Raw genomic sequence first — 19,593 nt, 5'->3', positions numbered from 1 at the left:
TTGCGAACGTGGAGCCCCAAATTTTGGGCGGTTCCATGGGCGGGGGTCAATCAACCGATCGGTGCAAGGATGCACGAAAGAACTCGACGACAGATCTGTCAATTGGTGTTTGTGGTCGCCTGTGCGCTCCCCACACTGCTGACGGTATCGACCGTGCTGGTTCGCAACACGCCCTGGTTCGACAACTGGCGTCGCGAGCGTCTGGAAACCGAACTCTGCGATCGCTTCGGCTTGCGTTTCGAGATCGGCCAGATGAAAGTACTGGCCCCCGGCGCGATGCAGTTGGAACGGGTGAACGTCACCGATCCGGAAACGGGAGCCGATATCGGCAGCATCCGCGTGGTTCAATTCACGACTCGCGACGGCCGCCTGGCGCTGCGTCTGGCCCAACCCGAAGTCCGCGCATCGCAACTGCCGCACGCCTGGCATCTGTTGCACGATCGCTTTCTGTGCCACCCCGAACTGACGACCCACCCGGTCCGAATCGCTGCGGACGACTTGAGCATCCTGAGCACCGGTGGCGGGATCACGTTGACCGATCTGCAAGCGTATGTTCAGCCGCACGATTATGCCAACGAGACGATCATGCAGTTCAAGATCGCGGGGCGCGAAATGCCATCCCCAGCAACGATCTCGATCACGCGCGACCGCAGCCGCCGGTTTCCCGAGACCGCTTGGAAAATGCACACCGGCGGAACTCCGCTCCCTTATTCACTCCTCTCGGACTATTTCCCTCAGCTGCCAAAACTTGGCAACTCATGTGAATTCAACGGGCCGATCAGTTGTCGTCTGAGCCGCGATGGCTGGAACGTCGACCTCGGCGGCTCATCGATCACAGGAATCGAAGTCAGTCGCGTGTTCGACAACTTGGCCCACAAATTAACCGGCACGGCCGACGTTTGGCTGGGGAAGTGCCGAATCGAAGAAGGGCTGTTGGTCGGCATCGCCGGCGGAATGACGGTCCGCAACGGGCAGATCGGCGACTCCCTGCTGCAATCGGCCAACGCCTTGTTGGGCGTGCAATCGTTGGTCGCCAACAATCGCCCGTCGCACCCGTTCGACCTGATGCAATTTCGGTTTGCGATGGACGACGCGGGCTGGCAATTCATCGGTGCCTGCGAAGCTCAAAACCGCAACCTACAACCTGGCATTTTGGCGCTCCAAGCGAATCATCCGATCGCCTTGCTGAGCACGCCGCAACCGTTGGGGATCAGCATCCCCAAACAACTTGTAGCTCCCGAATATTCCAAGCCGGTGTTTGCTGGCGAAACAAACAACTTGGTGCTCGACCTGCTTCCCTCGCCGCCAGCCCAACCGCCCTACATGAATTCACCGATGGTGCCGCGCGTCACGATGCGATCCCAAGACTAAAGCACGCCGCCGACTGCATAGCGCCGTTGCATCACGATGCCTGATGCAAACCGAACCGCGATTCCAGCATCGGTTTGACCTTTTGGTCGAAGAAGCGGCGGACGGTTCTCTCGGAACATTGCACCTGATCCGCGATCTCATCGATCGTCGCCCCCGCCAACCGCAGTTCGAACATCGTCTGTTGATTGGCGTCGAAAGAATCCATCAACAACCCGATCTCTTCGCTGAGCGCGACTTCGTCATCGGGGGTCGGTCCGCTGGCGATCGCGTCGACCAAAAACGAACAACTGGAATCTCCCAGCTGCAGCGGAACGCTCTGCTCGCGTTTTACCGAGCGTTTCGCCGCTTGGTTGCGTTGCAGTTGCCGATGCAGTTTGTGCATCGTGATCGCTGCCAACAAACGCCACAGATCGCCACTGTTTTGCAGCACAAAACGCTCGTTCTCAACGCCCGAAAAGAAGCTCCGATAGGCCGACTGAACCACGTCCTCGGCCTCGATGCGGCGAGCAAACTGGGGCGAGATTCGCTTGCGAACAAGCCCCAACAAACGGACGACATAATGATCGAAGAGTTCGAACTGGGCTTCGGTTTCCCCATCGCGAACACGAGCAAATAGATCGACCGAATCGTGATCGTCCATCGTCTGGCTCCTTACGCAGGCAAGTGATCCATTTCGCACTTCATGACAACATCCCAGGGCAATGCAGCGTTTGTGCTTAGGCGAGTTAACCGGCACGCGCTACCGCGGCGTTGACCAAGGAAACCGGACGCTAGCAGCTTGTCGGCTGATACCTCAAATCGAAACACTGCCAACATCCCCCCATCGCCTGCCCGCCAGCGTTGGAAGCAACGGGGGAACCGCCAACTACTTGCAATCGAGGATCCCGGCGCGAGCTACCGACTCACACCACGTTCAATATACAGCTGGCAGAGGGGACGCAACAACGAATTCATTCGAAGTTCATTGCCGCCCCGCGATCTCCGCCCCAGCCAAGCCGAGTCTTTCGATGGATCGCGGCGCGATGCCCAACAGCCTGCGTCGCGATCCGCTTACGCTTGCAGCCAAGCTGGCAATTGGTCCGCTGGTGGCAATTCGATCACGCAAACATGATCGATCGCTTCGATCGCTTGCACTTCGTCCAATGCCGCCTGCGATGGCACGCCATCGAGATTCAACACTCCCACAGCGCGTCCGCCCGGCTTACCGCCAGCACGCCCGACAGCCATCTGACCAATGTTGACGTTGTGCTGACCAAAGACGGTCCCCACGCGACCGATGATTCCAGGGACATCTGCATGCGTAAAGACCAGCAGCTTGCCATCGAGATAGCTTTCCAGACGATGATCGTCCAACATCACCAATCGCGGCATGTTATGACCCAACAGCGCTCCGGAAGCCTTGACGGTCCGCTCGGCTCCAGAAACTTCCACCGTCATCGACGATGCAAACGCTCCCATGTCATGGTGTTGCTGTGCGACCAGATCGATCCCACGATCGCGCAACAGAACCTCGGCGTTGATCACGTTGACCTCTTCTTCCAACGCATTCTCCAACAGACCGGCACAGAAAGCGCTGGTCAACAGTTGCGTGCTTTTCGAAGCGATCTCGCCGCGATAGTTCAGGCTGACCGAGGAGATTCCGCTGCCGTGCCACTGGGCCAACAACACGCCCAAGCGATGAGCGACATTCAAGAAGCCCTTCATTTCGGCCAACGTCTTGGGGTCTAACGCCGCAACGTTCACCGCGTGCCGGATCTCGCCGGTCTTCAAAAAGTTGATCAACAGATGAATGCCTTCGACAGCAACCTGCGTCTGAGCTTCTTCGGTGCTGGCGCCCAAGTGCGGTGTGCAGACCACGTTGGGGCGTCCAAACAGCGGGCTGTCGGTGCATGGTTCGCTGGGATAAACGTCCAACGCCACTCCGCCGATCTTGCCGCTGTCGAGTCCTTCGATCAACGCGTCCTCTTCATAAATTCCACCGCGAGCGGCGTTGACCAACCGCACGCCCGGCTTCAGTTTGTCCAGGTTCGCCTTGCTGACCAAGTTGGTCGTTTCGGGAGTCAGCGGAGTGTGAACGGTCAGGTAATCGATTTGCGGCAACAGATCGTCGACCGTCGCGGCATATTCGATCCCCAACTTTGCCGCTTGCTCTTCGGTCAAGAACGGGTCGTATCCGACGACACGCATCTCGAATGCTTTGGCTCGCGAAGCGACTTCGCGACCGATCCGCCCCATACCGACGATACCCAGCGTCTTGCCAGCCATCTGGTTACCCATGTACAGCTTCCGATCCCAGCGTCCTTCGACCAGGCTCTGGTTTGCCGGAGCGATGTTCCGCGACAACGCCATCATCAGGGCAAAAGCGTGCTCGGCCGTGCTGACCGTATTTCCGGTCGGCGTGTTCATCACGACAATCCCTTGCCGCGTCGCTGCCGGTTTATCGATGTTGTCGGTACCGACACCCGCCCGCACGATCGCCTTCAGACGCGTGTTGCCCGCGACCGATTCGGGCGTGATCTTCACTCCGCTGCGGAGGATCGCGCCATCGTATTCCGACAGGGCCTGGCGTAGTTCTTCGCCCTTGAGTCCGATGCGGACGTCATATTCGACGCCTGACTCGGCATCCAAAATATCCAGGCCTTCTTGAGCAATGTTGTCGAGAACGATGATTCGGTGCATGATTTAGGTCGTTTGTGAAAATGACTGCGATGGGGGGTGAAATAATCAACGATCGGGGAGCCCACGGAATCCCCGATTCAAACGATTCCCAAAGGATCACCGATCGCGATGCTCAGTGACCTGTGATCCTTGGAAGACGGCAGCCCGCGACGGGGCGGGCCGCTGCATCAACCGTTCTGGGCCACAAAATCTTTCATAAAATCGGCCAATGCCGCAACGCCCTCACGAGGCATCGCGTTGTAGATGCTGGCACGGATCCCGCCGACGCTGCGATGCCCTTTCAGGCTGCTCAAGTTGTGCTTTGCCGCTTGAGCCAAAAACGCCGACTGCAATTCGTCGCTAGGAAGCTTGTAGGTGACGTTCATCAACGAACGACAATCTGGAACCGAATGCCCGATGTAGAACTCGGGGTGCTGATCGATCACATCGTACAACAGCGCCGCCTTCTCGCGGTTCAGATCTTGCATCGCTTGCAGGCCGCCGATGTCGTCGCGCAACCAATTCAAGACTTTGCCGAGGACGTAGATTGCAAACGTTGGTGGCGTGTTCCATTCCGAATCGTTGTCGGCATGGTTCTTGTAATTCATGTACCCGGGCAGATCCGCTTGCCCTCGTTCCAACAGATCCTTGCGGATCACGGTCACGCTGACACCCGCAGGACCGGCGTTCTTTTGAGCACACGCGTACATGATGCCATATTTTTCGATGTCGACCGGACGACACAGAAAATCGCTCGACGAATCGCAGACCAACGGAACGCCAGCCGGAGCGATCGGTTCGTCTTGGAACTGAACTCCCTGGATCGTTTCGTTGCTGCAGTAATACAGATACGCTGCCGATGGATCGACCGAATAGTCACCAGACTTGGGGATGTCGTTGTAATTGCACGACTTGCCGTCCCAAATCACCTCGGTCGGACCTTCTTTGACAGCTTCCTCGAGCGCCTTTTTGCCCCAACTGCCGGTCACCAGATATTGAGCTTTGCCGCTGTGGCCACGCAACAGATTTGCCGCGATCATCGAAAATTGCAGCCGCGCCCCGCCTTGCAGGAACAGAACCGCATAGTCGTCCGAAACGTTCAGAAGCGAACGGATGCCATTCTCGGCAGCATGCAAGATATCGAGGAACGTCTTGTCACGGTGCGACATTTCCATGATGGAGCAACCAGCCCCCGGGAGGCAAAGCAGTTCCTCTTGTACCTCGCGCAATACCGACAGCGGCATCGTTGCTGGACCTGGGGAGAAATTATAGATTCGCTCCTGGACAGCCTGGGCAGTCATCGTGATGTTCCTTTTCTAATTTTCTTGAGTTGCCTGGTCGCACACCGGGCTAGGCGGGAATTTTACGCCCCCGGATGCTTCTGCGGAAGGTTGGCAAACCGCTCGCCTGCATAGGTTGACAGGGATATTCTCCCAAACCGACCAACGGCCGCGACTTCGCCTCTTTTGCACCAGCAAATTGAACCTCCAACAGCCAATCTGCGTAGTGCCTCAATGTTCGACAACCCCCGCGAAACCGCGGGGCGTGGGATCGCCAATCGCTAAATAAGAGTCGCAAGATATGGAATCCGGTTCGCCCAAAGTTATTTTTTCATCGGTCGAGATGGATCCGGAACAACTGGAAAGCCATCCGCTGCGGGTTTCCGGGATCATTTCGCTGCTGCTGGGACTGATCAGCGTCGTTGCGTTGGCTGGTCCGTACATGTGGATCGTGCCGATTCTGGCGATTGCTGCCGCTTTGATTGCCCTTCGCCCGTCGCGAATACCCTATGCGGGAAAAACGTTCGCCTGTGTGGGACTCGGCCTGGGACTGTTCTTTGGCAGCTGGGCCGTCGCCTCCCACGGCGCTGCCGAACAGGTCCACCTGAACTCGGCCAAGCGTTTCGCCACCGATTGGCTGAATTGTTTCAAATCGGGCGAGGCGGAATTCTGCTTCGAAATGACCCTTCCTGAGAAACAACGACGCTACAAAGCAGTCAATTTGGAAAGCTTTTACGCAAATCCCGCCGCGCCGGACGACGGTCAAGATGCCCCCCCCGGCGAACCGGTCTTCAGCGATTTTATTGAACAACCGCTCGTTAAGTCGCTGCTAAATGCCGACAAAAAGCCAGAGTGGGAGTTTGACGGGGCGATCAATACGTTCAAAACAGTGGGACTTCGCCGTTGGACCCTGCGGTTTCGCGATACCTCCGGCACAATCACCGACCCCATTTCGGTCACTTTGGAAGCACGTGAAACTCACGACGCCAAGAATAAATGGGTCATTAAGGACGTCGTGACGGCAGAATAAGGCTGACGAAGCGGGCTCAGCGGCCCGATAGTTAGGGAAATCTTAACATCACACGCAACGTATCCCGTTTAGCCCTTCAATAAATACGCCGCAGCGTCTATAGTCATCCAATCTCACGCAGCAAAAGTGCCCAGACTACGGCACGATTACGCATATATAAATCAGACACTTTCGAAATAAGACACAGGAATCAATCTACGATGTACGCAATTTTCGTGGATGGTGGCAAGCAATACCGCGCTGAGCCCGGCCAAGAAATCGATATCGATTACCGTGACGTTGGCCAAGGTGAAAGCCTCGACTTTCCCAAGGTCCTCGCTATCGGATCCGACGACGGCTTCAAGCTAGGTTCGCCAACGGTCAGCGGTGCCAGCGTCAAGGTTTCCGTCCTAGGCCCCAAGCAGGGTGAAAAGGTTTACGTCGAAAAGTTTCGTCGTCGCCAAAACTCGAAGCGCCGCACCGGCCATCGCCAACTGTACACACGCGTGCGGATTGAATCGATCGACGTCTAAGCGTCTTTTCCGCAAGGCGAAACATCGCGTTCCCTCGATGTGCGGAACAGGCCTCCTTCCCGGCCATCGGTCTGCAGTCCGACGGCCCGTTGCCTAGCGTGAAACGAGCCACCGATGAAAAAGATTCAGCTGGAAGATCTCCAGCTTGGAACGACGATCGGTGTCGGTACTGTCGGTACGATATGTGACGCAACCGACCCCGCCGATGGCGCCCGGTATGCTGTCAAAATCTTGCACCCCGCTGTCTCGCGGGACCCGCTGATCCGCGCTCGCTTCGAACGCGAGATGGAAATCTTGCAGCGGATGTCACACCGAAACATCATCGAATATTACGGTGGTGGCGAACACGACGACCAACTGTATTACGTGATGGAATTGGTCGACGGCGGCTCGGTTAAAGAGCTGTTTCACGGCGGCCAGTGCCTCACCTGGCAAGAGGTTGTCTCGCTGACGATCCAGATCTGCTCGGCTTTGCAATACGCCCACAACCACGGCGTGATCCATCGCGACATCAAACCAGCAAACATCTTCCTAACAAGCGACGGCACCGTAAAACTGGGCGACTTTGGAATCGCACGCGACCTCAATAACAGCGACTTGACCGGCGCGGGGATGACCGTCGGCACCCACGCCTACATGGCCCCCGAACAGATAACTGGTGAAACCACCATCACCGGAAAAGTCGACCTGTATGCGTTGGGCTGCTGTCTGTACGAGATGCTGACGGGCGAGAAGGCGTTCAGCGGCGACAATTTCATGCAACTGTTCGAAGCCCACCTTCACGGCACTCCGCCACGGGTCCGCGACCGCATCCCAGGATGTCCTGCAGCGTTTGATGAGATCATCGCCCAACTGCTGGAAAAAGATCCCGAAAAACGCCCCTTCAATGCCCGCCATGTGCAAGGCGTAATGCTAGAGATCGCGGCGGAACACAATGTCGAAGAATCAATCCTAGCCAATGCCAAATCCGAAGCAGGGCAACGAACGGACGTCGGTGCCGAAACCGCGCTGGGGATCGGACAAAATCGCCTGCGAGATCGGATTCGACGCAGCACCCACGGCCTAGAACGCCCCGAAGCGTCGTTGCCGGTGATGCTGGCGATCGTCGCCTTTGTGACGCTGATGGTCGGCGTGTTGCTATATTTCCAAAGCAACTGACACGGCTGGAACGCGTAACCGACGGCGCGACCACCGGCTACCGAGCCGTCCAGCCGCCATCGACCACCAACAGACTGCCAACCGTATAATTCGACGCCGCGCTAGCCAGATAGATCGCCGCCCCCTGGATCTCCTCCAACTGCCCCCAACGCTTCAGCGCGGTCGCACCGACGATAAACTGCTTCCCCTCTTCGGTATCGGCAATCGGCACGTTCATCGGCGTCAAGAACGGCCCCGGACAGATCGCGTTAACCTGAATCCCGTCGGTCGCCAACTCCAACGCCAACGCGCGAGTCAACTGAACCACGGCCCCTTTGCTGGTCGCATAAGGCGTGCGATTCGCGAGCCCGACCAACCCCAACGTGCTGGCCATATTAATGATCTTCCCCGCACCGGCCCGCTTCATGTGCGGCACCACCGCCTTGCAACACGACCACATCGCATCGGTGTTGATCGATTGCACCTGACGAAATTCGTCGAGCGTCAACGTTTCGATGCTACCGCGAATATTGATCCCCGCGTTGTTGATCAAGATATCGATCTTTCCAAAACGCTCGATCGCTTGATCGACCATCGATTGCACCTGGTCGGGGCACGACACATCGGCCGCGATCCCCATCGCCTGATGCCCGAACTGGACGGCGATCTCCGCCGCAGCATCGGCAGCCTGCTGAGCTGACCGGCTGACCAACATCACATCAGCACCAGCCGACGCCAAACCAGCCGCCATCGCTTGCCCGAGCCCCTTGGACCCGCCCGTCACGATCGCCGACTTACCTGATAGATCGAACAGTTTAATTCCGGGTAACGCCATCAGCCGGGGACTCCATAGATATCGAGACAGGGGAGGGCAGCGGGACGACCAACCGCCCCAACCGCATCGGACTATACATCGACCGCTTGCGGACGCACAAAACAATCCGAATGAAGATACTCTGGCAGGTCGCGATGATCCATCAAACGCCGAAATTCAGGCTTCAGCCGATATTCCGACGGATCGTGTCGCAGGATCGGCTTAAGCACATACAGTTCGTGCCTGGCGAGATCCAGGATTTCGGAACTCATCAGATCCTGAACGATCGGTCGCCCATACTGCTTGCCGTTGCCGCGAAGCACCTTAACCTGCCGCAAATCGCTCAACTGCAACAGACTGCCAATCGGAAACTGGGCCATCGATTGCAGAAATCCACGAACCACGCGGGGATCGAATCGCGCCTTCCCCAACTGGCCGACCAAATAGGCAACCGCATCGCAAGGAACGACCGCCGGCAGATCACCAAGCGGCGCAGTCAACGACAGATAAGTATCGGCGACGGCCAGGATCCGCCCGAACGGTTGGATCTGGTTGCCGCGCAAACCACTCGGAAAACCACTGCCATCGAGCCGCTCGTGCGCCTGCAGCACCGCCTGAGACACCGACTGGGGAACATTGGAAATCGCCCGCACCAGATCGTATCCGTAGAATGGATGCCGCGTGTATTGAATGCGCTGACGAAGCGTCATCGCCGGATGGATATAGCGCATCTCCGCTGGCTCGCCAAACAGCCCCCAGTCATGCACAACGCCGGCGGTTCCCAAATCCACCAAATCATCTTTGGACAGATCCATCTCTATCCCGATCGCAATACAGACCATCCCCATGCGAACACATCGGGCAGCCAAACGCTGATCCTCGGGAACCTCGCACAACGCCGACAACACCTGATCCATATCGCTCGACATATCGTCGACGTAATCGCCTGCCAGGTCCCGCAACTCTGTCGCTGCCCCTAGCTTCCGCTGGATGAATGCGTCAGCCAAATCGGCCACCGTCCCGGAGGCAGACACAAAACGATCCTGCAACCGCTGGACCTCCTGATCGTCATACGGCTTGCAACCATGTCGTGAGATGTCCGTGCCTGGCAGCGTCGCGGCGTAGGTGTCCAACGTCGCTGACGCCACAGCCCGCGAACTGCTGCGGCGGCGCAAGCGACGATAAACTTCTTCACTTATATAGGAACCACGGCGCAGCAGCAGCTTGCCAGAATCACTGAACAGCGACTCCTTGAGCACGGTGCCGACGTCGAGCTTCCCAAAATCCAGAGGCATTTGGACTTCCGAATCGCAAGGTGATCGAACGACCGAACTTGAGACAACAACATCAAGTACGTGTTAAGATCGAATTCGGAATTCCACCGCAGAAAGTTCCACCCTACCCGAAATAGGTACAAAGATACCGATTGCGACGCATCGCATGCAGCGACTGGGCCGGTCGGGCAAACCGTAACACCCACGAAAAAACCGCCATCGGAAGATGGCTCCCATGGCGGCAAAGTTGAATCGATCGACAGTCAGCCAAAAAAACTAGTTCGGCCGTCGCGTCGGTGCAAATTTGATCTTATCGATCAACTTGACAGTCTCCTTGCCACGCTTCTCACCGGTGACCATCGTGATCGCCTCGATCGTGTACTCGTACCGCAAATTGTAGTCGGCGTCGATCTCGACCTCCTGACCATCCTCGCCCTCGGTCGGTCCACCACCCGCACCGACCAACCCGACGACAGTTTTACGAAGCGCGGAGAAATCGGTCCCTAGATCGATCTCATTCAACCGCATCCGCAGCAGACCGCCGCTGGCATCGGATTCCATCCGGACCTTCAACGGAATGTTCATGTCATCGCTTTGCGATTGCTGGTTTTGCGAAGCCAGCGGCATCTTGATGTTAAAGTCGCCTTCTTGCTCGACGATCTTGAAGGTCATGATAAAGAAGACCAACAACAGAAACACGATGTCGATCATCGATGTCATCTGCAATTCGTTCTTGATCCCTTCGCTTCGGTTGCGAATTTTCATTACACCTTCTCCTTCGCCCGCAACAGGAAATTTTCAAAGCCGACCTCTTGGCAGACCGAGATAATCTCCTGCGCCTTGCCGGTCGCCGCATCCTTGTGGGCGCGGATGATGATGTTCGCATCTTCGGCGCCTTTGCCATCCGACTTCAAGACGCTGATCTCACGATTGAGAATAGGCCGCAACGTATCGACCGAAAACTCTTCACCACCAATGATCGCCGTTCCATCGGCGGCAACGTGGATGATGATCGGCGATTCGATTTCGCCCTCCGGCGGCCGAGCCAATTCGCTGCTGGGCAGCCGAACGCGCTCGTTCGCTTCGGTCTGCGAAAAATTGATCAACACCATAAAAAACGCGATCAACTGAAATGTCATATCGATCATCGGCGTCAAATCGCCTTCTTCGATCTCGGGTTTCTTTGACTTCACGCGCATGTTCGTGCTCGGCAGTTGTATGCCAACGGATTCATCCGCTGGCGAAACAGAAAAGGGAATTGCGATACCAGCCGTCATCGCTTCGAGCTGGCGGACCGGAAACGCTACTTAGCACCCGGCTTGATGTCTTCAAATCGACTCATCAGATCTTCGCTGGTTACGCCGACTTCCAACAACAATCGCGTCACGCGGTTCCGCAAAATGTTGTAAGCCGCGATCGCGGGGATCGCGATCGCCAAACCGACCAACGTCGTGAACAACGCCGTCGAAATACCACCCGCCAACTCGCTCGGCTTCGGCGTTGAACCGCTGGTCGCGATCACCTGGAACGAACGAATCATACCGTCGACCGTTCCAAACAGCCCGATCATCGGGCTGATGTTTCCGATCAACGCCATGTAGCTCAAACGATGTTCCAGCTTCATGCTCTCCTCTTCGCCAACTTCCTGCATCCCTTCGAGCGCCTTGTTGTAACCCTTGGACAACTTTGCCAACCCGGCCGACAACACGTGCCCCAGAACCGATTCGTCGGCGCGAGCCAAGTCGTAGGCCTGCTGAAAATCCTTGCTGTCGAGCTTCTCTTCAAAACTGTCGACCAGTTCTTGAGGGCACAACGTATCCCGCCGCGCGGTCAACAGATTCATCACCAACAACGAGACAAAGGTGAAGGAGAGAGCCAAGAAGACCAACAGGTAAGTGAGCCCCAACGATTGATAAACCCAACCCAACAAACTTTGATCGCTCGCATCCGCGGCGGCACCATCGGCTGCGGGGGCTGCCACCGGTGCGGCTTCGCCGGCGCCGGGATCGGCGGGAGCTGCCGCGGCCGGTTCGGCGGGTGCATCGGCAAATTCATCGGCCGCTTCGTCCTGTGCCGAGACGGGCGACAGAACAGCAAAAAGCGAGAAGGCCAGGGCGATAAAACACCACCCCAAAAGGCCTGCCGCAGGCCGCTTTGCATTGCTCAGTTTCGACAATCGGTTCATCAAAGTATCTCCAGCACAGTGTGATTGCATGGTTTTGTAGGTTGGTTCAAGAAGTGCTTATTGTAGACAGGAGTGGTGAATTATTGGCTAAGTTTTTTTACCAGCCAATCGGCAATTCAGTACCGCCCCAATTTTCATCGACTTTGGTGCCTCAACCGGCGACTTACCGGCATCCGCATGGATCAGTTTCGCCCCGGGTATCGGTTCTGCAAAATTGCGCGGGCCTCATTGGCTCGTTCGGGATGCCCGACCTGTGGCCATAACTGTACCAATTCCGCCAGCGCTTCGGCGTGCGAATCGGGGTCCGACGGGAACAAAAGATGTGTTTTCAAATATGCCAACACGGCCCCCTCGGGATCGCTCTTGGCAGCCAAGCAGGCCCCTTGAGCATTACACAGCCGGCCAAACAACTCCGCGTCCGCCGGATCGCTCTCTTCGATCAATTTGGTCAGACTCGCCAATCCCCGATCGGGCTCCCCTTTGGCCGCCGCGATCGCCGCTTGTCCCGCGAGCGACAATTTCTGATAGCGCACCTGTTCGGGTGAATTAACCTTCGCCGCAGCGACGGCCGCAAACGCCTTATCGGCTTCATCGAGCTTCTTCTGCTGCAGATACGACCACCCGACCAGATACCGCGACTGCAGCTGCAGGTTGGCGTCGCTGGATCGTGCCAAGGCACCGTAATATTTCACCGCGTTGTCATAGCTGCCGACGGCCAGCGCTAGATCGCCCAACGTCTTGGCCGCGGGATAAAAATGGAAGCTGTTTTTGCCCAGCGACGAGACATAGCTGAACATGTTTTTTACCGCGGTGTTCTTATCTCCCTGGCCTGCCAGGGCAACCTGAGCTTGGCAGAAGGCTAGATAAAACATCGCATCGGATTTGATCTCGGCTCGTTCGATTTCCGCCATGTTGATCTGCGACAACTGAGCCAACGCGGCCTCGTATTGCTCTTGCTGAACCAAGCTGCGGCCATCGGTCAACGGCCCCGGCTCGCGATTGAAGACGACCTTGTCGATCTTGTCGAGCGTAAACTTTCGCTCCGCTCCGCCAACCTGGATCACCACGCCGTCGGGCTGCGTCTGCGAGATCGTCCCGCTAACAACAGGCCCTTGCGTTGGGTAGACCCGATCCAATTGAGCAAACACAAGCGTGGCGGTTTGCGTACACAAAGCGAAAACGCCAAACAGGACCGTTTGTTTTAGAAGTCTATTCATCGATTTATCGGTTCCGGGATCGGATGGTTCTTTAAAAAGGCGGCTTGCCAACAATCGAGCGGCAATGCGGAGTTGAGGAGAGAGCGACGTGTTGTTTTATGGGAGCCCCGTCGGCGTTTTTGCTTGAGCCTGTTGGGCTTGGCGGATGAGTTTGTCATTGCGTTGAACATCCTCGGGACCACCTAGCTTTGGATACAATTGCAGCGTCCCCAAGATCACCTTCTCCGCTTTCTCAGCGTACTTCGCTTTGTCACTTGGCTCGGGCGATCGCTGCCCGGTCATGTACATGCATTCGGCAATCCGGTACCGCGCGTCGAAAAATGTCGCTTCAAACGCCGGCTTGCCTTGAGCCAATTTGGCCAGTTTCCCCCAGCCCCAGATCGTGTTCTTACGCTTCGCGTCGGGGCGTGCCCCCGACATCGCACTGTTCAACGCATTCTTGACGTATTTGGGATTAAACCCTGGGGAGAGCGCCCATTGTTGGTAGCTTAGCGCCGCTTGCACCTGAGCATCGATCATGCTGTTCTTTTCTTTCAGGATCTGTTCCAACTGATTGATCGCTCCCTTATAATCCCCCATCATCCGCGAGGTCGTCGCCAGTTCGAATCGGATCTGGCGGACCGCATCGGCATCTTCGGAGGGATCGTCGAGCAACGCTTTCAATTGTTTGGCCGCCGCTTCCAACAACTCCTTCGCCTGGCCAGTCGCTGGCGGAGGAACATCCCCCATCGCCGATTCACCCATCTCCATAAAGGTCTGAGCGACCCAGTGCTTGGTTGCCGGATCGGTCGATTGATCGCCAACGTTTCCTAAAAACAGCTTGACCGCCTCGATCAGTTTCACCTTTTCATTCGGCTTCGCGTTTTCGATCTGCAGGCGAATATCCTTTGCCAAGGAATAATAGATTCCGATCAGCTTCTTGCCAGAATCGGGTTCCGAACTCAAAGCCTCGCGAAGATCGCTCATCATCGACTTCGCCTTGGGCAACAATTCGCCGCCGTCGCCACCATCCTTCAATTGGCTGACCAACGCTTGCAGCGCGGTCCGATAGGTGTCGGGGACAAACCCTTGGCCTGGAGCCTTTAAAGCCCCATCGCCTTTGAGACGATTCAACGGACCATAGGTCTCGTTCTCAAGAATGCTCAGCGAGGCTTTCGCATCGTCGTTCTGCAGTTTGGCTTTGGACAACAACAGCGCCGACAACAGCGTCGTATTGTCGACGTCATTGCGCTGAACCAGTTTCAATCCGGCCTCCAATTGCTTCATACTTCGCTGCAACGTGCCGGCCGCTTTTTCGGTTTCGTCCGCTTTGATTTGCTGCTGGTACTCGTTCCACAAAAACTGTCCCAACAGATTCTGAAACTTGGCCCGAGCGGGAGAATCGGTGGGGATCTTCACCAGATACTTCTCGGCATCGTCCCAGCGTTTGTCCAACATCGAGATCTGCACCAACAGGTTTGCGGCCGACGCGGAATTGGGATCCTCGGGCCACTGATCCGACAAGAACATCGCCAGCGGTTCGATCTTCCGCATCAGCGCGGCTTGCCGGGTTTCATCTGCTGCCTGCAACATCGATTGATAAGCGTTCAACGCGACCAATCCGCTCTGCAACGCCAACGCGTCGGTGGGAAACCGCCGAGCGACGAATTCACCAATCACGGCAGCTTCCCAATAACGCTCGCGCTGCGATTCGATCCAGGCTAGAGAGAACCGCCCCTGATTGATCGCTTCCTGTGTGTCTTCGCGGCTCGTCAGCGCCAAGCCCTGCTGGATCATGCTCGACGCGACCTCGTATCGCTTGTCGACGTCGGCTTGCGCTTCGACCACTTGCTGCTTCAACTCATCAACGTTGTCGCCGCCACGCGCGATCTCATCCTTCAAGACTTGGATTGGCAGCGCCGCCATTTTGGCTGCGTCCATCATTTCCCGGCAGGCAGTCAAGGCTTCGGCGAACGACTTGGGTGCCTCCACGGGCGCGGCTTCTTCGTCGGTCACCTCGACGCCAATATTTCCCAACAACTCGCGGGCCTCACCGAGATGCGGCCCAGGAACCTTGGTCGCGGCAACCAACAAGGCGCGAGCAGTTCCCTTGGTTTTTCTAGCATCGGCCGGCTTTTGATCCGATGCCGATGCCAAATAAGCTTTGGCCAACGCGGTTCGCAAGACTTGCCATTCCGGCAGCGAACGCTCATTGGGACGCAAGCCGCCCATCCAGGAACCGGCCAACGCGATCGCTTCTTTCGTCTTCGGCGGGCTCTTGGACATCAAGATGTCGACCGCGCGGGCTGCCGCTTCGGTCTTGGCTGGTCGCAAGGCTTCGACGTCGGGCTGCCGAAGTGTATTTTGATAAGCGGTCAACGCCGCATCGACGTCTCCCTTCTTTTCTTGCACCCGGCCGATGAAGAAGGCCGCCTGAGCACCAGGCAACAGCGAACTGTACTTTTCAGCCAGCTCCTTGTATTTAGCTAGCGCCGCGTCGTAGCGTTTGACCCGCTCGGGAGAATCTTTCGGGAACGTGTCCCCCGCTCGTTCGCGGACATCTCCGCCCAACAGATTCGCTCCTAGAAACTCGCCGCGATATCGCTCCCGAAGAGCCAGCGCCGCCGAGTCGCTCGAATCGATCTTATTGCCCTGCATCGCTTTCAACTTGCCGCGCAGATCTTCGACGATCTGATCAAAGACTGTCGCCGCCGCGTCGAGCGAACCGCGAGCGTTTTTGCGTTGGGCGTCGTCGAGTTCCTTTCCCTCCAAAAGCACCACGGCCCGAGTCAGCAGCAATTTCCCCAACTGCATCCGCGCTTCGGCCACGCGCGGATGATCCTTCTGTTGATCGACAAACGATCGCAACGAAGCTTCCGCCTTGAGAAAGTTATCGTCCCGAACCGCGGGGACGCGCGTCGTGCCGGCGATCTCTAAATAGGTCTGCGCCCGCTCTAACCCAATCGCCGACCGAATCTCATCGGGAGCGGGGGCCCCTTTTTCGATCCGGTCCAAATAGATCAACGCCATGTCGAAATAACGATTGGCCCGCAGTTGTTTCAGATACATCTCTGCCGGTTCTTCGCCCAAAACGTGCAGCGGTGATGCAGAGAAAGCAAGTCCGATCGCGAGCAGCCCCGTCGGGACCATCTTGGTGAGGTGGATCATTCGAACCCTGAGTTCAATCAGCTGGGGAAGGCGTCTGGCATGAAATATGCCTGTGTCGGATAAGGAACGTTCGAGCTATTTTAGTTAGCGCGACCGGTTGGAGCCTGAGATGCGAATCCGCACCCTGACACCGAGGGGAAAAGTATACCCCCTTGCTGCCGTGGCACTGCGTCGCTTCCGTCTCTATTCAATATAAAGAGCCGATGGCGCGTTACAACAGCCAACCGCGGGGATACCGGAAAAGCTATAATCAATTGTATCTCATATACCGAACATCCTAATGAAAATCCGCAGTTCACTAACCGATCGCTCGCTGTACCGCCAGCGAAATGACAAAACGACGGCGGTCCGTTCCAACGGACGGCGGCTGACCACGCTGACACTCGCCCTGGTTCTCGTGCTGTTGTTGATGCAGCAAGCGGGTGATCCCGAAGTCTACCGCAAGATTTTTGCGCGGCTGGGCGTTCCGATCACAACCCCTGCAGGGATCGAGATCCAAAGCCAGCCGGTGTTTCTACCCGCGGCCCCACCGAAACCGCGTGCCGCGGCAGACTTTGCCAGCCTGGTCGGGCGTTTGAGTCCTGACATCCGCGATCAATTGACCCGCCGCTTGGCAGCGCTTCGCCATCCAACGACCGAGACGACTGCGGAAGACGATGAACAACTCAACAGCCTCAGTGCGACTGTCGCCAGCGCGGCGAGGGAGGCCGGTTTTGCGGATCCCACCGAATTTGAAACCGCACTGTCGGGCCAGCCCGATCGCGAACCGGCCGCCGATCGGCTGTTGACCGACCTGCAATCCGCTCTCGACGCGACCTACTTTGACACGGTCGAAGATGGCACGGTCTGGAATGGGGGCGACTTCAAAGCCTTTTATCGAACATTGGAACGGATCGCCAACGGCGACCGATTATCCGAAGATCCGGTTTATGTCGGCGTTGTGCCGCTGATCGAACAATCGGTGATCTACCGCGGACGCCATGTACGAATGTACGGTCAGGCCGTCCAAGCGACGCGGATCGATGCGAAACCGAACCCTTTTAATATCGATGACTACTGGATGGTTTGGCTGCGGCCGACCGATGGATCGGAACGGCCGATCGTTGTCTACAGCCCCAGCGTTCCTCCACAGATTGCCAGCCTGCCCGAGAGCGGTGTCGATGACAGCGGCCCGATGGTCGACATCGATGGCCTGTTTTTGAAACGCTACCTGTATCGATCGGTCGGCGGATACGATCAAGCTCCGCTGTTGGTCGCCAGAATCACACCCGCCCAAACCGCGCCGCGGACCGCTGCGGCGAGCGGCCCATCTCCCGCCCGTTCGACGATTGCGATGATCGTCGCAGCCGCGGCAATGATCGCTTTCGCGGTCACCGGCCTGTGGTACTGGAGCGTCCGCCGAAACGCGCGACACGACCAACTGTTGCGTCAAAAACGAACGCAGCCAGCCTTAAAGCTCTTCGACAATCTGGATTGAGAGAAGATGAAAACCTGCATCGCCGCGTTGTCCCTCGCATTTGCCTGGGGCTTCGGCCTGGCCAACCCAACCGCTGCACAGGCCGTTGACGAACCGATCCCCGGCGTTTCCGAAGCCGATCTGGAATCGGTTCGCCAGTGGTGGAAAGCTCAATCGACGACCAGCGCAGTACCGGCTGAAGCAGCCCGCGTGCTGTGGCGTGTCGCGCGGATCGGCGACCAACATCTGACCGACCTGCTGGCTCAACCGACCACGACCTCTCCCAATCTCCCTCACGCGATCGAGATCCAGGGCGAAGCGATCGGGCTGCAACGGATACCGATTCCCGAGCGACTCTCCGAATCGCTGGACTTCGATGCGATGTGGTTGATCAAGGTCGTGGTCGACGACGAAGAACTCGGGCTGTTGTGCAAGCAGGTTCCGCAACAATGGAAGCGTGCCAAAACACTGCAACAACCACTGCGAGGCCGCGGATTTTTGATCGCCAGCGCGTCGCCGACCGCTCCGCCGTTGATCGTTTGCGGCAACGTCCAATGGTTCCCAACGCAATCCGATCCCAGTCTGCCTCTCCCGGAGGGTTGGATTCTGTTGAGCAAAGCAGGCTTCGACGTGGGCCAATTTGGCTTGATCCAACGCCGCAACCGCTCGCCTCTGTCGTCGGCCGAATCGTCCGCGTTTTATGAATTCCTAAAAGCAGCCAACCAAGTTTCGTCCGACACCACCGCCACTCCGCGTGCGATTCGCCCACAGGTCTTATTAAACGCCGCCGAATCAGAGAAACTGATCGGCGAATTCATTCGCGTGCGACTGGAAACGGCCCGAATTCAACAGATCGTCGCGCCGTCGCTGCAAGATCAGATCGGACAAGATCACTATTGGGAGATCGACGCCTTTGGCGAACTGGACAACGCCCAGGTTCGCATCCCGACCAAGGATGGCGGCGAGCCGATCATATTTGGCAACCGCTATCCCGTGACGTTGGCGATGCTGAAACTGCCGCCGTTTCTCAACGATCTGGTCAGCCAGAACGGACGCGTCACCAAAGCGATGCTGATGCACAAAGCGATGATCGACGTCGACGGCTTCTTCTATCGGTTATGGACGTACGAAACCGATTTCGTCAGCAGCAAGGGGGGCGATCGCCAGATCGGACCGCTGATCGCCGGGACCGCGATCACGATCAAGCCAGCCGGATCTGCCCAAGCGAGCCTAGCCCGAATCGGCTGGATCATCGCGATCGTATTTATGGTGGGCCTGATCGGCACGATTGCCTACCTGACCAAGGCATCCCAAGCGGATCGCCAGATGCGGGCAAAGCGAAACAAGATGATGCCCGACGTGATTCCCAATCTGGACGACAATCCGCTTTCTTGACGCCAGCACGACGCCCCCGATCCCCCGCCCCGAACGGCTCGCCCGCCCGTCGCAACAAACCGCTGCGCGATCCAAACGCCCCACCGTTAATTTTCGCAACTTCATAAAGCGACTTGG

Annotated in this window: 16 protein-coding genes; 6 read left to right on the top strand and 10 right to left on the bottom strand. The window is 57.3% G+C overall.

Annotation, left to right across the window (positions count from 1 at the left end):
- Window positions 1–69: 69 nt before the first annotated feature.
- Window positions 70–1,371 (top strand): hypothetical protein, encoded by a 1,302-nt coding sequence (locus EC9_RS04445; RefSeq protein ID WP_145342711.1) that lies wholly within the window; start codon window positions 70–72, stop codon window positions 1,369–1,371.
- A 31-nt stretch (window positions 1,372–1,402) separates the two neighbouring features.
- Here EC9_RS04445 and EC9_RS04440 read toward each other — a convergent pair whose 3' ends face one another.
- From EC9_RS04440 to serC, 3 genes are all read right to left on the bottom strand, one after another.
- Window positions 1,403–2,011, bottom strand: a complete 609-nt coding sequence (locus EC9_RS04440) for an RNA polymerase sigma factor (protein ID WP_145342709.1) — start codon at window positions 2,009–2,011, stop codon at window positions 1,403–1,405.
- A 410-nt stretch (window positions 2,012–2,421) separates the two neighbouring features.
- Window positions 2,422–4,050 (bottom strand): phosphoglycerate dehydrogenase, encoded by a 1,629-nt coding sequence (serA, locus tag EC9_RS04435; protein ID WP_145342707.1) that lies wholly within the window; start codon window positions 4,048–4,050, stop codon window positions 2,422–2,424.
- A 167-nt stretch (window positions 4,051–4,217) separates the two neighbouring features.
- Window positions 4,218–5,330 (bottom strand): 3-phosphoserine/phosphohydroxythreonine transaminase, encoded by a 1,113-nt coding sequence (gene serC / locus EC9_RS04430; protein WP_145342705.1) that lies wholly within the window; start codon window positions 5,328–5,330, stop codon window positions 4,218–4,220.
- Window positions 5,331–5,751: 421 nt separating this feature from the next.
- On the opposite strand from serC, the gene EC9_RS04425 reads away from it, so the two are divergent.
- The 3 genes from EC9_RS04425 (at window position 5,752) to EC9_RS04415 (ending at window position 8,009) form a co-directional block, all read left to right on the top strand.
- Complete coding sequence (locus tag EC9_RS04425) at window positions 5,752–6,339, top strand: hypothetical protein (protein ID WP_145342703.1); 588 nt, start codon at window positions 5,752–5,754, stop codon at window positions 6,337–6,339.
- Window positions 6,340–6,539: 200 nt separating this feature from the next.
- Window positions 6,540–6,851 (top strand): 50S ribosomal protein L21, encoded by a 312-nt coding sequence (gene rplU / locus EC9_RS04420; protein ID WP_145342701.1) that lies wholly within the window; start codon window positions 6,540–6,542, stop codon window positions 6,849–6,851.
- Window positions 6,852–6,965: 114 nt separating this feature from the next.
- Window positions 6,966–8,009, top strand: coding sequence for a serine/threonine protein kinase (locus EC9_RS04415; protein WP_145342699.1), 1,044 nt, complete (start codon window positions 6,966–6,968; stop codon window positions 8,007–8,009).
- Window positions 8,010–8,046: 37 nt separating this feature from the next.
- On the opposite strand, the gene EC9_RS04410 is transcribed toward EC9_RS04415, so the two are convergent.
- The 7 genes from EC9_RS04410 to EC9_RS04380 all read right to left on the bottom strand — a co-directional run bounded on the left by EC9_RS04410 (window position 8,047) and on the right by EC9_RS04380 (window position 16,625).
- Window positions 8,047–8,823: an SDR family NAD(P)-dependent oxidoreductase gene (locus tag EC9_RS04410; RefSeq protein WP_145342698.1), complete on the bottom strand. Its 777-nt coding sequence runs from the start codon at window positions 8,821–8,823 to the stop codon at window positions 8,047–8,049.
- A 71-nt stretch (window positions 8,824–8,894) separates the two neighbouring features.
- Window positions 8,895–10,097 (bottom strand): HD-GYP domain-containing protein, encoded by a 1,203-nt coding sequence (locus EC9_RS04405; protein WP_145342697.1) that lies wholly within the window; start codon window positions 10,095–10,097, stop codon window positions 8,895–8,897.
- 255 nt (window positions 10,098–10,352) lie between these two features.
- Window positions 10,353–10,841 (bottom strand): ExbD/TolR family protein, encoded by a 489-nt coding sequence (locus EC9_RS04400; protein ID WP_145342695.1) that lies wholly within the window; start codon window positions 10,839–10,841, stop codon window positions 10,353–10,355.
- Complete coding sequence (locus tag EC9_RS04395) at window positions 10,841–11,275, bottom strand: ExbD/TolR family protein (RefSeq protein ID WP_145342693.1); 435 nt, start codon at window positions 11,273–11,275, stop codon at window positions 10,841–10,843. The genes EC9_RS04400 and EC9_RS04395 overlap by 1 nt, the downstream gene beginning before the upstream one ends.
- 104 nt (window positions 11,276–11,379) lie before the next feature.
- Window positions 11,380–12,261 (bottom strand): MotA/TolQ/ExbB proton channel family protein, encoded by an 882-nt coding sequence (locus EC9_RS04390; RefSeq protein ID WP_145342691.1) that lies wholly within the window; start codon window positions 12,259–12,261, stop codon window positions 11,380–11,382.
- 182 nt (window positions 12,262–12,443) lie between these two features.
- Window positions 12,444–13,478, bottom strand: coding sequence for a tetratricopeptide repeat protein (locus tag EC9_RS04385; protein ID WP_145342689.1), 1,035 nt, complete (start codon window positions 13,476–13,478; stop codon window positions 12,444–12,446).
- 96 nt (window positions 13,479–13,574) lie between these two features.
- Window positions 13,575–16,625: a tetratricopeptide repeat protein gene (locus EC9_RS04380; RefSeq protein WP_145342687.1), complete on the bottom strand. Its 3,051-nt coding sequence runs from the start codon at window positions 16,623–16,625 to the stop codon at window positions 13,575–13,577.
- Window positions 16,626–16,905: 280 nt separating this feature from the next.
- Between EC9_RS04380 and EC9_RS04375 the strand changes: the two genes are divergently transcribed.
- Together EC9_RS04375 and EC9_RS04370 are read left to right on the top strand one after the other, a co-directional pair.
- Window positions 16,906–18,102, top strand: coding sequence for a hypothetical protein (locus tag EC9_RS04375; RefSeq protein WP_145342685.1), 1,197 nt, complete (start codon window positions 16,906–16,908; stop codon window positions 18,100–18,102).
- A gap of 6 nt (window positions 18,103–18,108) precedes the next feature.
- Entirely contained in the window at window positions 18,109–19,476 is a 1,368-nt protein-coding gene (locus EC9_RS04370; protein WP_145342683.1) for a hypothetical protein, read from the top strand.
- Window positions 19,477–19,593: the final 117 nt, after the last annotated feature.

It is taken from the genome of Rosistilla ulvae (assembly GCF_007741475.1).
GTDB lineage: Bacteria > Planctomycetota > Planctomycetia > Pirellulales > Pirellulaceae > Rosistilla > Rosistilla ulvae.
Note: the sequence above shows the minus strand (reverse complement) of the source record. Positions and strands in the feature narration are given on the sequence as shown.

Bases quoted from the DNA above. Each gene is read 5' to 3' on its own strand.
- EC9_RS04445 (WP_145342711.1), top strand. From the start codon at position 70: ATGCACGAAAGAACTCGACGACAGATCTGTCAATTGGTGTTTGTGGTC.
- EC9_RS04440 (WP_145342709.1), bottom strand. From the start codon at position 2,011: ATGGACGATCACGATTCGGTCGATCTATTTGCTCGTGTTCGCGATGGG.
- serA (WP_145342707.1), bottom strand. From the start codon at position 4,050: ATGCACCGAATCATCGTTCTCGACAACATTGCTCAAGAAGGCCTGGAT.
- serC (WP_145342705.1), bottom strand. From the start codon at position 5,330: ATGACTGCCCAGGCTGTCCAGGAGCGAATCTATAATTTCTCCCCAGGT.
- EC9_RS04425 (WP_145342703.1), top strand. From the start codon at position 5,752: ATGTGGATCGTGCCGATTCTGGCGATTGCTGCCGCTTTGATTGCCCTT.
- rplU (WP_145342701.1), top strand. From the start codon at position 6,540: ATGTACGCAATTTTCGTGGATGGTGGCAAGCAATACCGCGCTGAGCCC.
- EC9_RS04415 (WP_145342699.1), top strand. From the start codon at position 6,966: ATGAAAAAGATTCAGCTGGAAGATCTCCAGCTTGGAACGACGATCGGT.
- EC9_RS04410 (WP_145342698.1), bottom strand. From the start codon at position 8,823: ATGGCGTTACCCGGAATTAAACTGTTCGATCTATCAGGTAAGTCGGCG.
- EC9_RS04405 (WP_145342697.1), bottom strand. From the start codon at position 10,097: ATGCCTCTGGATTTTGGGAAGCTCGACGTCGGCACCGTGCTCAAGGAG.
- EC9_RS04400 (WP_145342695.1), bottom strand. From the start codon at position 10,841: ATGAAAATTCGCAACCGAAGCGAAGGGATCAAGAACGAATTGCAGATG.
- EC9_RS04395 (WP_145342693.1), bottom strand. From the start codon at position 11,275: ATGCGCGTGAAGTCAAAGAAACCCGAGATCGAAGAAGGCGATTTGACG.
- EC9_RS04390 (WP_145342691.1), bottom strand. From the start codon at position 12,261: ATGAACCGATTGTCGAAACTGAGCAATGCAAAGCGGCCTGCGGCAGGC.
- EC9_RS04385 (WP_145342689.1), bottom strand. From the start codon at position 13,478: ATGAATAGACTTCTAAAACAAACGGTCCTGTTTGGCGTTTTCGCTTTG.
- EC9_RS04380 (WP_145342687.1), bottom strand. From the start codon at position 16,625: ATGATCCACCTCACCAAGATGGTCCCGACGGGGCTGCTCGCGATCGGA.
- EC9_RS04375 (WP_145342685.1), top strand. From the start codon at position 16,906: ATGAAAATCCGCAGTTCACTAACCGATCGCTCGCTGTACCGCCAGCGA.
- EC9_RS04370 (WP_145342683.1), top strand. From the start codon at position 18,109: ATGAAAACCTGCATCGCCGCGTTGTCCCTCGCATTTGCCTGGGGCTTC.